Source organism: Blautia sp. St.27G3 (genome assembly GCF_059728505.1).
Map to the genome: position 1 here is coordinate 59,642 of NZ_BAAGFO010000005.1, position 16,465 is coordinate 76,106.

Annotated in this window: 13 protein-coding genes; 5 read left to right on the forward strand and 8 right to left on the reverse strand. The window is 45.6% G+C overall.

The features are described 5' to 3' along the window. Positions 1–186: 186 nt before the first annotated feature. Positions 187–1,080: a DegV family protein gene (locus AC6I2O_RS18930; protein ID WP_497743480.1), complete on the forward strand. Its 894-nt coding sequence runs from the start codon at positions 187–189 to the stop codon at positions 1,078–1,080. A 148-nt stretch (positions 1,081–1,228) separates the two neighbouring features. Here the strand turns inward: AC6I2O_RS18930 and AC6I2O_RS18935 are convergent, their stop codons facing one another. Continuing rightward, positions 1,229–5,710, reverse strand: coding sequence for a hypothetical protein (locus tag AC6I2O_RS18935; RefSeq protein WP_497743481.1), 4,482 nt, complete (start codon positions 5,708–5,710; stop codon positions 1,229–1,231). A gap of 331 nt (positions 5,711–6,041) precedes the next feature. Between AC6I2O_RS18935 and AC6I2O_RS18940 the strand changes: the two genes are divergently transcribed. After that, positions 6,042–7,430, forward strand: coding sequence for an ATP-binding protein (locus AC6I2O_RS18940; protein ID WP_497743482.1), 1,389 nt, complete (start codon positions 6,042–6,044; stop codon positions 7,428–7,430). Positions 7,431–7,550: 120 nt separating this feature from the next. On the opposite strand, the gene upp is transcribed toward AC6I2O_RS18940, so the two are convergent. The 3 genes from upp to AC6I2O_RS18955 all read right to left on the reverse strand — a co-directional run bounded on the left by upp (position 7,551) and on the right by AC6I2O_RS18955 (position 9,932). Beyond that, positions 7,551–8,180 carry a uracil phosphoribosyltransferase gene (gene upp, locus AC6I2O_RS18945; RefSeq protein ID WP_120392543.1) on the reverse strand — a complete coding sequence of 210 codons (630 nt, stop codon included), beginning with the start codon at positions 8,178–8,180 and terminating at the stop codon, positions 7,551–7,553. Positions 8,181–8,320: 140 nt separating this feature from the next. Continuing rightward, positions 8,321–8,785 carry an arsenate reductase/protein-tyrosine-phosphatase family protein gene (locus AC6I2O_RS18950; protein ID WP_120392544.1) on the reverse strand — a complete coding sequence of 155 codons (465 nt, stop codon included), beginning with the start codon at positions 8,783–8,785 and terminating at the stop codon, positions 8,321–8,323. 100 nt (positions 8,786–8,885) lie between these two features. Beyond that, positions 8,886–9,932, reverse strand: coding sequence for an L-threonylcarbamoyladenylate synthase (locus AC6I2O_RS18955; RefSeq protein WP_120392545.1), 1,047 nt, complete (start codon positions 9,930–9,932; stop codon positions 8,886–8,888). A gap of 180 nt (positions 9,933–10,112) precedes the next feature. On the opposite strand from AC6I2O_RS18955, the gene AC6I2O_RS18960 reads away from it, so the two are divergent. Continuing rightward, positions 10,113–11,132: a S1 RNA-binding domain-containing protein gene (locus AC6I2O_RS18960; RefSeq protein WP_497743483.1), complete on the forward strand. Its 1,020-nt coding sequence runs from the start codon at positions 10,113–10,115 to the stop codon at positions 11,130–11,132. Between the two features lie 125 nt (positions 11,133–11,257). Here the strand turns inward: AC6I2O_RS18960 and AC6I2O_RS18965 are convergent, their stop codons facing one another. After that, positions 11,258–12,079: an N-acetylmuramoyl-L-alanine amidase gene (locus AC6I2O_RS18965; RefSeq protein ID WP_497743484.1), complete on the reverse strand. Its 822-nt coding sequence runs from the start codon at positions 12,077–12,079 to the stop codon at positions 11,258–11,260. Positions 12,080–12,246: 167 nt separating this feature from the next. Here AC6I2O_RS18965 and AC6I2O_RS18970 point away from each other — a divergent pair, with 167 nt between their 5' ends. Together AC6I2O_RS18970 and AC6I2O_RS18975 are read left to right on the forward strand one after the other, a co-directional pair. Then, complete coding sequence (locus tag AC6I2O_RS18970; protein ID WP_120393747.1) at positions 12,247–13,197, forward strand: DUF4474 domain-containing protein; 951 nt, start codon at positions 12,247–12,249, stop codon at positions 13,195–13,197. Beyond that, positions 13,194–14,078: a metallophosphoesterase gene (locus AC6I2O_RS18975; RefSeq protein WP_120393748.1), complete on the forward strand. Its 885-nt coding sequence runs from the start codon at positions 13,194–13,196 to the stop codon at positions 14,076–14,078. The genes AC6I2O_RS18970 and AC6I2O_RS18975 overlap by 4 nt, the downstream gene beginning before the upstream one ends. A gap of 69 nt (positions 14,079–14,147) precedes the next feature. Here AC6I2O_RS18975 and AC6I2O_RS18980 read toward each other — a convergent pair whose 3' ends face one another. The 3 genes from AC6I2O_RS18980 to AC6I2O_RS18990 all read right to left on the reverse strand — a co-directional run bounded on the left by AC6I2O_RS18980 (position 14,148) and on the right by AC6I2O_RS18990 (position 16,387). Further along, the gene (locus AC6I2O_RS18980; RefSeq protein WP_120393749.1) at positions 14,148–15,146 is read right to left on the reverse strand and encodes a Gfo/Idh/MocA family protein; all 999 of its coding nucleotides are present in this window, start codon (positions 15,144–15,146) and stop codon (positions 14,148–14,150) included. Between the two features lie 59 nt (positions 15,147–15,205). Continuing rightward, the gene (locus tag AC6I2O_RS18985; RefSeq protein ID WP_120393750.1) at positions 15,206–15,703 is read right to left on the reverse strand and encodes an RNA polymerase sigma factor; all 498 of its coding nucleotides are present in this window, start codon (positions 15,701–15,703) and stop codon (positions 15,206–15,208) included. A 285-nt stretch (positions 15,704–15,988) separates the two neighbouring features. Beyond that, complete coding sequence (locus AC6I2O_RS18990; protein ID WP_120393751.1) at positions 15,989–16,387, reverse strand: helix-turn-helix domain-containing protein; 399 nt, start codon at positions 16,385–16,387, stop codon at positions 15,989–15,991. Positions 16,388–16,465: the final 78 nt, after the last annotated feature.

Below are 16,465 nucleotides of genomic sequence, written 5' to 3' on the forward strand. Positions count from 1 at the left end.
TAAACGAAGAGAATGGCAAGCAAAAACTTCCTTTCCAACAGCCAAAGGCATTCCTTTTCACTTTTGATTTTTATAATTAAATTGCGGCGCATCTCTGTTTGTGTTATAGTAAAAGTTACGAGAATCTGTAAAATCCGGTATACAAACACCGCAATTTATATGAAAATCACAAGCAAGGAGGCAAAAATGGGAAAAATAGCAATCGTAACAGACAGTAATAGCGGCATTACCCAAAAAGAAAGCAAGGAGCTGGGAATTTTCGTAATCCCAATGCCCTTTTATGTAAATGATACCCTTTACTACGAAGATATTACCTTAGATCAAAAAAGCTTTTACGAATTCTTGAAAAATGACGCAACGATTTCCACATCCATGCCATCCCTCACAGATGTCACGGACTTATGGGATCGTTTACTGAATGATTATGAGACAATCGTTCATATTCCGATGTCCAGCGGACTTTCCGGTTCTTGCAGCGCGGCGCAGATGATCGCGCAGGAATACGAAGGAAAAGTTTTTGTCGTTGACAACCGACGTATTTCCGTTACTCAGAAGCAGTCTGCCCTGGACGCAAAGGCCCTCGCAGAAGCCGGATGGAGCGCCGCTGAAATCAAAACCTATCTCGAGGACACCGCCGCTGATTCCAGTATTTACATCACACTGGCCACTCTATATTACCTGAAAAAGGGAGGCCGCATCACACCGGCAGCGGCAGCACTGGGCACGCTCCTTCGCCTGAAACCGGTACTTCAGATTCAGGGAGACAAGCTCGACGCCTACGCAAAAAGCCGTACGCTCAAGGCTGCCAAGACCACAATGCTCGAAGCAATTCACAAAGACTGTACAGAGCGTTTCGGTTCCGATGAAACGGCTTCCAATATGCATTTTATGCTGGCTTATTCCGGTACAGATCTGACAGAGCCCAATCTCTGGAAGCAGGAAGTACAGCAGGTCTACCCTACGCACAACATCACCATGGACCCGCTCTCCCTGAGCGTAGCCTGTCATATCGGAGACGGCGCTATTGCTATCACCTGTACAAAAAAACTGACAGATGAAGTATTAAACCGACATCAATAATCCTTTGTATGAGTCTACGTAAAAAGGGACTGTAGCAAAATACAGCATTCCTCCAACATATGGTTTCGATGCCTTTTACATCTAAGCCATATGTTGAATGGATTCGCTATTTTGCAACAGTCCCTTTCCTGTTACTTATTCGAAACTCTTATTTTTTACGTCTCGTTTTCAGAACAACAAGGATCACAATCAACAGAATCGCCACGCCCATCAGTGACGCATAGAGTGCAATCGGTGTTTCATCACCCGTCTGCGCTGCCTCACCAAGCTCACCGTTTCCGGATACCACCCCATCGCTTCCCATATAATTGTCATCCGAATGAAGAATATCATTCCAATCCTTATTCGTCACACTGCCATATACAGAGTTCAGAAGAATTGTCTGAATCTCACGCGTCTGCTTTGTGAACGCTGCATTTGAATTGACCATCTTGATCTCATATCCAAAATCACGCTCATTCTTGATCACTCTTCCGTTCTGGTCAACCTCTGCAATATAGATCGTCGCATCTGAGGTAGTCCCAAGATTCAAGGAGAGCTTCAGTGTTACTTCACTCTTATTCTCCAGCTTCAGCGGAACCGGCTTCGTATAAAGCTCCGTAAAGTTCTTATCCTTGAACAAACCTGCATAGAAGGTTTCATTTACTGCTTTCTGTGCCGTTCCCTGATATACCTTTTTCGTCAGATAAAGCGTTACTTTAGAGGATTTCTCTCTGTTTGTAATCGTAACGGAAGCAGAGCTGCCGCTCGTCACCTTCATGGACGGATTGTCAATTTCAATCTCATATGCAAAGGAATCCTCCTGCACGCGGCTGCCATCTGCATTTACCTCTGCAAAGTAATATGTCTGCTCTCCGCTGTTCGGAAGCAAAATTCTCAGAGTCGTATATGCCGAAGTAGCTGCTTTCAGATCCAGTTTTACAATGGTCGGCGTATCGCTGTAATCCGCTTTACGGAAAATACCTGCGTAGAACGTATCCGTTACATTTACTTCCTCTCCGGAAGCCTTCACTACATTTTTCGTAACTGTAAGTCTTGCCGTATGACGATATCCGGCCGGAAGATTTTTGTAAATATTCTGAATCACGCTGGTACGGCTCTGTGATGACATCGTCACCTTACCGCCCGCTGCATAACGAATGGTTCGGTTGTTATCGGAAACAAGCGGTACACCGTACTGGTCTGTCTCTGAAACATAATACGTTGCATTCTTTTCCAGATTCTTAAACGTTGTGGAGCCATTCAGCCCCTTAACGGTAATCTTCTGAACATTGCTGACCTTCTGCTGATATGCAGAGTCCGCAAACAGTGCTACATAGAAAGTATATCTGCCCTTTGCAGCATGTTCCTTGTTGGTTGTATCCTGTGCATATACCTGGTTCTCGCCACAATATACCTGCTTTGCAACCGTAACGGAATAGCTCGTGCTCTTTGCCGCATGGCATACCATCTCAACCACCGTCTCGCCGTGTTCTTTTACTTTGAATGCCACATCAGCTGCCGGTCCATAGCCCGATGCCGCTGATACCTGGGAGAGGTAATAAGTCTGGCCCGGTGTAAGAACATCCTGTAATACATGATCTGTTTCACCGGAAGTAAATACCAGAGCTTTACCATTGTCATAAGCAACCTGACCATTGCTGTCTTTTACAACCATCGTCACGCCCGGAACATATTTGCCGGATGTATCTCTCAGTGCAAGCTTCACAACAGAATTGTTCATCTGGTTAAGAATCTCAGCACTGACCGGTGTACCGCAGATCACCGTGATCTTACCGGTATTGTCCGGAGCATAGCTTACCGTATACTGAGATTTATTGTTGGCATCTGCGCCAATTATCTGGCCGTCTTTGTCTTTCTCTGTCAGATACAGATCTGCTGTACCAGCAGTCATCTTTACCTGAATCTTCTGTTCTTTTGCTGCAATTCCTGACATTTTGAAGACAACTGGTGCAGCCTCTATTTTTTTCGTTCTCTCCGCATCCTGATACAGGTCTACTGTGAATTCATCACTCTCTTCACCGATACGCTCACTTCCGTCTCCATTTAAAAGCTTCTTGGTCAGAGTGAGATCCGCCAGATAGGAGAAATCTCCGTCCGGATACGTGTTTTCCGTAGCATCTGCTACATACTGATAATTGATTACTGCATTCTGCGCAGCAGTCTCTCCATCTTTAAAAATAAGCTCAGATAAAACCGCTCCTGCATTGTCGACGATCTGGTACTGTTTTACTTCCAGTATTTCTCCAAATTCATTCGTCGGTGCAAGATAATAAGAACCTTTTTCAAGTCCTCCGAAAACGCTCTGTACACTTGCCGTCTTTCCCTGCTCAAAGTTAAGCGCTGTCACCGCACTGACTCTCTGCTTCAGATCCTTGTCCGCAAACAGTGCTGCATAATACTCTGTCTCCATCGCCTCTCCGGCTTTTTCCGCCGTCAGGAGCACGTTGTTACAAAATGCCTGCGCAGTAACATTCAAAGTGTTGAGTCCAGCCATTGCTGCATTTTTTACAACCAGCTCACTGCTTGTATCTGCGACTACGGTAAACGGCTGATCCTCCGCAATCTTATATCCTGTCTCTGTGGAAATCTGTGACAGCAGATACTCGCCTGCCGGAAGTCCGGTCAAACGAATCGGAACCCCTGTGTACTGAATGTAACAGGACGGATCCTCCGATTCCACATTCTTCAATACATTGCCGTCTTTATCCTTCACCACAAAAGCAGCACTCGTAATCGGACTCTCTGCAATATCATCCTTTACAACTTTAAGGATCACGGATCCGTTCACAGTAATTTTACTGCTGTAAAGTGTAATAGTCAGAAGTCCACTCTCTACTGTACCGAATGCGGTACTGTCGAGAACCGGCTTGCCCTCTTCATTCACTGTAAAATAAATGCGCTGCACACCGCAGAAATCAGCCGGAATTTTTGAAAGCTCAATATAGTACTGACCACCCTTTGTAAGATCCTTTCCGATGCTCACTTCTGCATTGGTACTCTCAACCTCTGTAATTACAGAATCTTTTGCAAATTTGATCGTTCCATCTTCATTCACAACATTTTCTGCTGCCTTTACAGCGATACCAACACCTTCTGCAACAGATACACCTGCGTCAGTTTCCTGTACCACACTTACGCGCAAATCAACGTTATCATTTGAATACAGTACAGACGCTCTGCCTGCAAACAAAAGGGTATCAATAACCTGTTCTACAGCAATCTCTCCAGATGCTTCCGTCTCAGAAAATGCTTCTGTCTCCGGTTCTGCTGTAATCTCTGTTATCGCCTCTGTCGAAATCTCCGTCTCAGATTCCACAGGAACCTCTGTAACTGGTTCTGTCAAAGCTTCTGTCTCTGTTTCCGCTTCTGTAACTGCTTCTGTCAGAGCTTCCGTTTCTATTTCTGTTTCTATTTCTGTTTCTATTTCCGTCTCTGTTGCTACTTCAGTAAGAGCTTCCGTTTCTTTTTCTGTAGAAGCTTCCGTCTGGGTTTCCGTCACCTCTTCTGTCAGGACTTCCGTTTCTGTCTCTGCTTCCGTCGAAAGTTCTGTCTGCGTTTCATCTGGTTCAAGGCCTGTTACGAAAGCGATCTGCAACAGTTCCGTGGCTGAACCTGATACCGTAATCTGTTCTGCATAAACTGCACCGGACAGACTGGAATTTACCTGAACGGACGCTTCCGGTGCAAGATAAGTTCCCTGCAGCCCTGCGCCATTTGCTAGTGTCAGGGTTCCCTTATATGCCTGAAGTTTGTCTCCCTCCAATGCCGCAAAGTTATAGAGAATATCTCCCGGCTCAGTTTCCTCGCTATATGTAACACGTTCTCCGGAAAGAGTCAGATCATATCCGGAAAAATCCAAATTCTGATCTGCATGATCTGCAATCACATTGACAACATAATACTTTTCCGTAACATCAATTACATGATCTTTATATAATTTGTCAAGCTGCGCCATATCCAGCTTGCCATTTTTATCTGCGTAAAGATTTACTACTTCAACCGTGGAAGAAGACACGCCGTTCGCAAGCTTCTTGGAAAAATCTGTAAGCCCTGAAACAATCCCTGCACCCAAATCTTCATCGGCTATTTCCTGATCTTTCAAAAGATCCTCCGGACCGTTTACATTCTTTGCCGCAAACAAATATGGAAGTGCCGTATTCAGTGAAGACGCGAGATCTGAATAGGAAAACTTCTGCCCGTCGTTCACACGCTCTGAACGCTCCGTCTCTTTTTCTGTTTCTTTTTTGGTTTCTTTTTCCGTCTCTTTTTCCGTCTCTTTTTCTGTTTCTTTCTTAGTCTCTTTTTCTGTTGGCGCCTCGGTAGGTGCTTCCGTCGGTGCCTCGGTAGGTGCTTCTGTCGGCGCCTCAGTAGGTGCTTCCGTCGGCGCCTCGGTAGGTGCTTCCGTCGGTGCTTCTGTTGGCGCCTCGGTAGGTGCTTCCGTCGGTGCTTCTGTTGGCGCCTCAGTAGGTGCTTCCGTCGGCGCCTCGGTAGGTGCTTCCGTCGGTGCCTCGGTCTGCGTCTCTGCCGGTACAGCTGGACTTTCCGCTGCCATTCCCGCTACGCAGCTTTGCATCAACATTGCTGATGTCAAAATAATAGCTGCAACTTTTCTGAATTTCCTATGCATAAGTAAAAAGCCTCCCCTTATTAATTTTTCTTGATCAACACATTTTTCTTTCTTGGATTGTTTCTTTTTCTGATTGATCATTTCCTTATTATTTTGCTCTTACTTATTTTTTGTAATATCTCTTATATCATAAGAAATACAACAAAACATAATAAAAACTATAAATCATCTTATAGTATAATACATCTATTTCTTCTCGTAAATAAGAAATTTCTTAAAAAAATGACATTTTTTCTGCCATCTTATAGATTGGCAACTTGATTTGACATTTCACTAAACCAGGATTATACTTCTCCTATGAAATAACACCGATTTACACAAGGAGGCCATTATGGAGACACTTTTTGCCTCAGAACTAAAAAAATTAAATACATTATATAATCGTATGCAGTTTTCCTTCCTGTTCCTTTATGGACGGGACGGTACCGGAAAAACAGAACTTCTGCGGGAATTCTGTCAAAACAAAAGAACGATCTTCTATTCTGCCACAGAAATTGTACCACGAAGACAGCTGCATGCATTTTGGGAGGAAGCCGTCCGTTGCATTTCCCCCCACCAGATCCCGCAGGAATTTACTACATGGGAACAGGCTTTCTCCTGGGTTTCCAGCGTTTCCTTTTCCCATCGTCTTGTACTCGTACTGGATGAATTCCAAAACCTGCCGGTTCATCAACCAGATTTTATGGAAGCATTCCAAAATGCAATGGAACACGATTTTCCAGCCGGAAAAATTTTTCTTGCTATAACAACCTCCTCCGTCGGATACGCAAGACAGATGATGCAGGAGAAAGCACCTTCTCCCTTTCATCATATCTCCGCACGTGCATTTCTGGACGCTGTTCCATTTTATACGTGCCGGCCTTATTTATCCACCTTTCCCCCGCTGGAGCAGATTTGTCTGTACGGCATTACAGGAGGACTTCCTTCCTATATAAATATGCTGCGACCGGAAGCCACTGGCAGAGAAAATGTCCTTTCTTTGTTTTTCCAGAAGGATTCTCCTCTGCTTTTCGAACCGCTAAAATATCTGCACCGGGAACTGCGCGAAATTTCCACCTACAATTTCCTGCTGGAAATCATCGCATCGGGACGAAATCGTTTGGCCGATATCGCATCAGATGCATCCATTGGTACAAATAAGTGTGCTAAATATCTCAATATCCTCATAAGCCTCGGCATTCTTACGAAAGAATTTCCGGCAGTTGGAGATACACAAAAAAAAGTGCGTTACGTTTTCGTAGATCACATGCTTCGCTTCTGGTATCGTTTTGTATACCCAAATATAAGCACAATCCTGTTCGGTCAGGGCCGTACCCTCTATGAACAGGAAGTATATCCAAAGCTAAGCGAATACGCTCTGCCTGTTTTTGAAACAGTATGTACAGAGTATCTGGAACGGCTTGTCGACACACAAGAAGCACCTTTTTCCTACCATCATACCGGTTCCTGGTGGTGCGGAGGGACAAAACGTGAACCTTTTTTCCGTATTCCGCTTGTCGCTGTGGACGAAACGCATACGGTTCTTGGAATCTGTCACGCCAGCGAGGTTCCCGCTGACCTGTCCTATCTGGAAAGCCTGAACATGCCGCTGGAGCCTTTTGCAGATAAAGAACGGTATCTCTGTATCTTTTCCACGGCAGGTTTTACACCAGAGCTTACCCAGGCTGCCGCAGAAGCCGGGAATGTCTGGCTCATTGATCTGGAAGATACCGTACTTTGAGAATGTAAGTCATGATAAGAATCTGTCTTTCATCTGTTTTTGAAACATAAAAACTCCCTGGCGCCAGCTCAAACTGAACTGACACCAGGGAGCTATCTATTCTATCCACAGATACCCGGTCTATTTCGTTCCAAAAATACGATCTCCGGCATCCCCAAGCCCAGGCACAATATATCCATGATCATTCAGACATTCATCCAGTGCTCCAATGTAAATATCTACATCCGGATGTGCTTTTTTCATGGCCTCTACACCTTCCGGCGCCGCTATGATACACATAAAACGAATATTTTTTACGCCTTTGTCTTTCAGCATCTGAATTGCCGCCACAGCAGAACCACCGGTCGCCAGCATCGGATCTACCACAAATACCTCCCGCTCATCCGTATCTGCCGGAAGTTTACAGTAGTATTCAACCGGCTTCAATGTAGCCGGATCACGATACAACCCAATATGACCAACCTTCGCAGCAGGAATCATCGCCAGCATGCCCTCTACCATTCCGAGTCCGGCACGGAGAATCGGTACAACAGCCAGCTTTTTCCCGCTCAGTTCTTTGACCGTCGTCCGGCAAATCGGCGTCTCAATCTCAATATCCCGAAGCTTCAGGTCTCTCGTTGCCTCATAACACATATACATTGCTATTTCACCGATTAACGCCCGAAAATCCTTAGAACCTGTATCTGTTCTCCGAATCAGACCAATTTTGTGTCGGATCAACGGATGATCCATAATAACTATCTTTTGCATCTGTTACCTCCCACATTTTTCAGCAGCCTTATGGCCTTTGTTTTTCACTTTATCAGCAGCGATTTCTCGCCTGCATTCTTTTTTTAGTTTTCTCCTCTATCGCAAGCACAAAGCTTTGCCCCGCGATCCACTTAATATTCTTAACGCAGAAGCTCCTCTTCATTCAACTGTACCACAAGCTTCTTGATCAACGCATCAAGCTGGGCATAGCACTGGCCGTATTCCGCCAGAGCCCCTCCATATGGGTTGATCACATCTTGTGTTTCACCCACATACTCGCAAAGAGCACAAATCTCTTCCCCTTCCGGCGCAATCTCATTTTGCGCTTTCTGTTTCACCGTCTCATCAACGGCCAGAATCAACGTTCGCTCCTCGAAATCCTCTTTTGTCAGCGGATCACTCATATGTTCCTTCATCGTTAACCCATTGCTCACCAGAACGGCTTCCGCTTTTGGATTAATTGGCTCCGGAAACAACACTACTACACCTTTGGACATAATTGTAAGCTCGTCCAGCAAATATTTGCTCTGTAAAATGGCCTCTGCCATGGGCCCCATCGCCGTATCACTATTGCTCACAAAAATAAGTTTGTCATACCTTCTCAATCGTATCTGCTCCTTATCCCTTCCCTGCAGGCAATCCCCCAAAATCTGGCTGCAGCAGTCGGTTTTTCTTTTTGTAATATTTGCGTGCAGACGCCATACTTCAGACAGTGATGATCTGATGACCAGCTGCTTTTATCAACCGGTTCATAATCGCCTGTCCCATCTGCGGTGTATCAAAAGACTCTGAATAGATGGCTGATACATCCATCTCATCAAACTCTCTCAGGATACTGTACAAATGCTGTGCAATCGTAATCTCATCCGCACGCGAGCCAATTGATTTTATCACGCCGCCATGATAGCATCCGAACGATTCATCCGTTCCTATCACACCGACAATGCGCCCGGCATCCATCTGCTCTGCTACAAGCATATTGATCTTCTCCCGCACCTTCCGTTCACTGCCTTCAATAATAAATAAATCTGCTTTCGGTGCATAATGACGGTATTTCATCCCAGGTGCCTTTGGCTTGATATTCGAATCATCGGAAATCAGCGCCCTGTCTGTCTCTACGCTCCCCAGCACTCCGGAAAGCATTCTCTGGCTGATATAACCGGGACGCAGAATCATCGGAACATCCCCCGTCAGGTCGACAATCGTAGATTCCAGACCGATCTCTGCATCTCCGCCATCAATAATCATATCAATCACGCCATCCATATCTTCCGCCACGTGTACTGCCTTTGTCGGACTCGGACGTCCTGATGTATTTGCACTGGGAGCTGCAATATAACCGCCTCCGGCACGAATCAGTGCACGCGCCACCTCATGTCCCGGCATACGCACTGCCACCGTAGAAAGACCTCCCGTCGTAGTAAGAGGAACTGCATCGGATTTTTTCAGCACCATGGTAAGCGGCCCCGGCCAGAATGCATCAGCCAGAAGCTTTGCCTCCACCGGAATATCCACCGCTATTTTTTCAATGGCATCCCAGTCGGCAATATGTACGATCAATGGATTATCGGAAGGACGCCCTTTCGCACCGTATATCTTCGCGGCAGCTTTCTCGTCCAGGGCATTGGCCCCCAAGCCATAAACAGTCTCCGTCGGAAAAGCTACAAGCCCTCCCCGTCTCAGTATCTCACCAGCGCAACCGATTATTTCTTCGTCTATTCCGTCACGCATACATTCCATGACTGTCCTCATTGTATCCTCCTGCCTTTCGGACATAGTATAACACTTTCGTTCTTTTTTTGGAACCTTTTTCTGCTTTTTTCACCTTTTTGCAGTATTCAAAATAAAAATACTGTGTTAAAATAATTGTAATTGCGCAGAGTTCTGACGTTAAGAACAAAATGTGTGAATTTTTACAAAATGGAGGGTATTATGAGCGAAGAAATTTTAACAGCATCAGCAGAAAACGAAGAGACAGTTCTGGAAAATCCAGTTGATGAAACAGCAGCAAACGAAGCAGTAGTTTCTGATGAAAAAGCAGAGGAAGCAGAAGCTCCTGCAGAAACAATGGCCGATTACGAAGATGCCATCACTGCCTCCATGAAACCAATCCACGAGGGGGATATCCTCTCCGGCACCATCATCGGCGTTTCTGATGAAGAACTGACGATTGACCTTGGTATTTATACTGACGGTGTCATCCGTCTGGAAGATGCCAGTGATGATCCTTCCTTTACGTTCCGCGATATGGAGGTTGGTCAGGAAATTTCTGCAACCGTTATTCGCCGCGATAATGCACAGGGCAGAATTCAGCTTTCCCTGAAAGCCGCAGCTGCTGTACTCGGATGGGAACGGCTTTTGCAGCTCGAAAAGGATCAGTCCAATATTAAAGTAAAAATAAGCGAGGCAGTCAAAAGTGGCGTAACCACTTTCGTGGAGGGCATCCGCGGTTTTATTCCGGCTTCTAAACTTTCTTTAAATTATGTAGAAAATCTTGATGAATATGTAGGAAAAGAAATCGAGGTACGTGTCATCACCGCTGATCCGGAAGAAAAACGCCTCGTACTGTCCGCCAAAGATATCTTAAGAGAAAAAGAGGAAGAAGAACGCAAAACAAGAATCTCTAACATTGAGGTCGGTCTTGTAACAGAAGGAAAAGTAGAATCTTTGATGCCGTACGGTGCATTCGTTGACCTTGGAAACGGCCTTTCTGGTCTCGTTCACGTCTCTCAGATCAGTCAGCAACGCATCAAGCATCCGGGAGCTGTCCTGAAGGAAGGACAGACTGTCAAAGTCAAGATCACGGCTGTCAAAGACGGTAAGATCAGCCTCAGCATGAAGGCGCTTGAGGATGTAGCCGCAACAGAGATCGAAGAAGAAGTATTCGAAATGCCAGAAACAGAAGAAGCAACTACCACACTCGCTTCCCTGTTCAAAAATATCAGACTCTAATCCCAGTAACCGAAGGTTATCGCATAATCCTTTTTATCGAAACAGACGGAACCCGCAACAGGCTCCGTCTGTTTCTTTGTTTCCAGTTTTCTACAGGCAATACTACATTTTTGAGACTTCTTCTGTCACGCCGCGGTACTGCTTCCAAGATACTGCAAAATCCCGTCACAGACAGCCCGAACCATACTATCCTGATAAGCTTCCTCCTGCAGCTTTGCCTCTTCTGCCGGATTCGTCAAAAATCCGCATTCAACAATCACCGTCGTACTTGCGGAACGTTTCAATATGTAATAGGAGCCATTTCCCTTCGGTACGCGCGGCCGTTCCACCTGAAGCTGCGTATTGATACAATTCTGGATGCTCGTCGCCAGCTCTTTTCCCTCCGCCGAATGCTCAAAATAAAACACCTGCGGACCGCACACCGACGCATCCTGAGGATAGCTGTTCTGATGAATACTGATCGTTACGACCGGCTTTTCCTGTTCAATTACCGCAACCCGTCTTTGCATATCCTGCGCCTTTTTATGCGTCTCATTTTCATCGTAAAGTCCAGCTTCTGTTGTCCGGGTCTGTACAACGTGATACCCCGCTTCCGACAAAAGCACTTCCAGCTTCTTTGCATAAATAAGATTCAGTTCTTTCTCTGTAATCCCACTAGCCCCTGTCATTCCAGGGTCAAAGCCCCCATGCCCCGCATCGAGAACGATCGTTCCTTTCGTTCCGGAAGCCCCCTCTGACCCCCCATTACTGCCAGAGTTATTTTCGCCAGCTGCCTTATCTGCCTGCTGTCCGGCGCTCTCCTTAACATCCAGTCTTCCTCCGTACACCGGCAGAAGTATGGCCGCAACAAAAAGTACCACCAGCATAACATATTGCATCATCTTCCAGAAAACATGAAAATGTCCTGCCGTCTGATTCATTTCCTCCGGTATTTTTTTCTCACTCACGACATTCCCCACTATCAAAAATTCTTATTATTATCATATGTCCCGTTTCTGGAAATAAAACTAAAAAACTGAGTCCCACTTTATCGGAATCCTGTCTGTGGAATTATGACCTCTTGATTCTATTGACATATTATAAATAGAAAGAAAATTTTTGATTGGAGTAAATCATGTATTTGTTAATTGGTATTTTGTTCGCTCTGTGCGTTTTATTTTATGTGATTAATCATTGCCGGAAACGACATATTATCCGAAAAATCTGTTGTATGAGTGATGCAGAAAAATGCTGTCTGCTCAACGAACTGGCACAGCCGTTCGGCTTTGAATACCTGCCAGATCAGGATATTTTTACATCTACCTATGACAGCTGGCAAAAAGAATTTGGCTATTGCGCAGCCTTTGACGATGCTGCTGTTCACTTCAACATGGTATTCGACTGTGAGCCTGTTTATTTTGATTACAACGATCGAACCTGGCTGATTGAATTCTGGAAAGGGCAGTACGGCATCAACACTGGAGCCGAAATCGGCGTCTACCGTGCAAATTCCCTGCTTTTGCCCAGCCAGTATTCCACTGCGCTGTTCCATGGGGTTCCGTCAGAGGAAATGCTCGGTCTTCGTATGGAATTACAGCGCAAAAATCAAAAGCTGTTTTCTATTGAAAGAATTCACTGGTGGCTCACCGGATTCCGAATGGGAGCGTACAGCGAACCCGAAGACCTCGAGCTCCAAGCTGTGATTACCTTTCCAAATGAAGAAATGCTTCAACGCTTTGCAGAAGCCGTCCACAGAAAAGGATGTCACGAAGTTCAGACCTGCGGCTGCAGATGCTCCCTTACTGCCTCCTTCGCTTTTGATGCCTCCTGCAAGCCCTGTCACGATGGCAAAAAAAATCGGCTTTTCCACTGCCTTATCGCGTGGAAAAACCGCATGCTCCGGCGCTTTGCCCAGTGGAAAAACCGTATCTTCTGCCGGCTGTTTCTCTGGATTACACGTCCCTTTACCTGTACGCCTGACCGTATGCTTTACCTCTACTACTTCCTGCCCTTTGCCTTCCGGCGTATGCTGAAGCCAAGAAAATACTATAAACACAGGAAATCTGCATCCAGGAGGTACTCATGAAAGCTCATGAGCGGATTTCACAGGCCTTTGAGCACCCGTTACGGCTTCCGCTCAACGACCACTCTCGCTATATTCTTTTCAGCGACTGTCACCGCGGCTGTGGAAACGCAGGAGATAATTTCATGAAAAACGAATTTCTGTACCTTGCGGCTCTGCATCATTATTTTCAGAAAAACTTTACTTACCTGGAACTTGGAGATGGCGACGAACTGTGGGAAAACCGCTCCTTTCGAAAAATCAAGGACGTACATCCACAGAGCTTTTCCACCATCGCAGAATACTATCAGGAAGGCCGCATGTACGCCGTATACGGCAATCACGATATTGTAAAAAGAAATCCGGCCTATCTACGTAAAAATTTTCGCACCTGGCGCTGTGAACAGCACCGTGAACACGCGCTTTGTCCCGGCATTACGTTCTATTCCGGCATTATTCTGCAGGATGCACACAAGAAAAAAGATATTTGTCTGACTCACGGACACCAGGCAGATCTCCTCAACAGCACTCTCTGGCCGCTTTCCAGATTTTTGGTCCGTTATATCTGGCGCCCTCTGGAAAAACTCGGTATCCCAGATCCAACCAGCGCCGCCAAAAACAACACCCGAAAAGAACATTCCGAAAAACTGCTGACTGACTGGGCGGTCAAAAACAACCGCCTGCTGATTACTGGACACACACACCGCCCTATGATCGGGACGAAAGAAGCTCCTTACTGCAACACGGGCAGCTGTGTCCATCCCGCAGGCATTACAGGTATTGAAATTCAAAACCGCTGTATCACGCTTGTCAAGTGGAGTGTCGGTACTCGTGACGACCTTTCCCTCTATGCCATGCGCGAAGTACTTGGAGAAACCATCTGCATTGATGAATATGACGTCTAAGCAGACGATTCAGGGCTGCCTCCGTCATGATGCACACCACATTTATGCTGTCCGGCACAGCTGTTCACCCTACCCCTGACTTTCTTCTCCCGGGAACCAGATTCCTGCCCTATGGCGCGCTTCCTCAATGACACCGATCACGTCTGCCATGGTATCCATCCTCTGGTACATGGCTGCGTGGTCGTCTGTCAACATGAGCCGCGTAATTTCGCGCACTTCGAGCATCCAGTGATCCGCACCGTTTTGTTCATCAAAAACTGCCTCGCCATCTTTTGTCACTACCTTAAGCGAAGTAATTCCATTGCTCCCCCCTTCTACATAAATATATCCCTTCTCTCCCTGAATTTGTACGGAATTGACGCCCCAGGTATCCTTAGCTCCCGCACACTCACTGACAAAATCCTCATACTGCATCATCAGGATGCCGGACGTATCTGCAAGCCCTTCCGGAATGTTCGGATAATATGCGGTCTGAACGGGCCTGCCAAAAAGCGCCACATTCAGATAGACATTATAATAGTTGATGTCCATCAGACAGCCCCCCGCAAACTCCCGGTTAAACACATTGGGCAGCTTTCCTTCCCGCACCTGATCATACCGGCTGGAATACTGACTGTACGAACTCAGAACAAGTCGTACCCTGCCTACCTTGGACAGCTCTCTTTTCAAAATTTCAAAATTCGGAAGAAAGGCGGTTGGCGTTGCATCCACCAAAAACAATCCCCGTTCTTTTGCCAGCCCAATCAGCTCTCTGGCCTGTTTCTCCCCTGTACAGAACGGCTTTTCACAGATCACATGCTTTCCGGAAAGCAACGCTTTTTTTGTCTGTTCATAATGCAGGTTATTCGGCGAAGCAATATAGATACAGTTAATCTCTTCATCCCGCAGCATTTCATCCAGATCTGTATATACCTTTTGTACGCCATAATGCTCCGCCAATTCACAGCCCTTCTCCCGGGTCCTTGAATATACGGCTTCACAACAGATACCGTCAGTCACCTTCACTCCGTTTAAAATATAACGCACAATAAATCCCGTACCGATTGTGCCAAGCTTGATTTTTTGCATGTCCATCCTCCTGTTATGCCTTTTGCCGGTCTTTTATTACCCTTCATTCCGATCTGTGTTCAATCATCTTCTTTCATTATAAATCTTTTTCTGTATTCGGCAATATATTTCTTTGTCCTTGCAACTGCATTTTTTACAGAAGCCTCTGTCCGCCCGGTCGCCTCTGCAATTTCAGAATAGCTCATTTCAAGCAAATAGTGCATAGTAATATACGCGAACCATTTCGGATTCTTGCGATATAAGACATCCAGAATCTGATTGGCAAACGCCCTATCAACCACCGTATCAGAAAAATCCTTCTCATACAAATCCGACTGTATCAGATAACCAGAAGAACATTTTCTTCGCAACAGATCAATGGACGTCGTTCTTGCTGTTATCCTGAGCCATCCGGAAATGTTTCGGATATTCCTGTTCGCCTTTAAATAACTGTACAGTTTACAGAATACTTCTGCGGAGACATCCTCCGCGTCTGACTCATTTTTCAGTATACTGTATGCCGTACGATATACTAAATCCTTATTCTGTATATACAATTTTTCGAAATACCGATTCATAATTTACCCTTCCGAGAAAATTGCAGCAAGAGAACAGCTAAAAAGTCGAAAAAAGTCGATACCTTTTTCTTCCCTTCCACGTCATATAAAATATAACACATGCCAAAAGAAAGGCACGCTGCGAGAGGAGGTACCCAGATGGATTACAAGAGACAAATTGTCGAGTTGGTCATGCAATCGGATAATAACAAGTTACTTGAACTTGTATATCGTTTTTGTAAAAAAATTCTGAGCTGAAGAAAACTCCTTCTATAAAATACATCGGAGAGGTTTTTCCCCTTCTGTTCAGAGCTGAGCCGCTCCGATGTACGCTTCTTCATTTTTCAACAATTTCGCTGCAATACCCTCTAGAATCTCCCACTCCTCCTTATCAAGCTTTGCAAGCCCCTCTACCAGACGTCTTCGAAAAGTATCCCCCTCTTTGATTAAATCACCGGCAAAATCCGCAATCAACTGCTCCCCTGTTCTGGATAGAACCGGCTCTCCAACCCCATTTCTAAGCCATGCTTCGTTAATACCGAACTCATTGCAGATCGAGGAAATCACTCTGTCCGTCACAGAAACCTCACCTGTCTCAATATTCCCCAGATTCGAACGGGATAATTTTATTACAGATGAAAACTCCTGCTGCGTGAGATGCATAACTTCTTTTCTTAGATATCGGATGCGTTCGTTGATACTCATCGCTGTATCCTCCTTTGTCTGTTCCCTGAGTATATCACAAGCAAAATATGCTTGTAAAGGTCATTATATATTATCTTT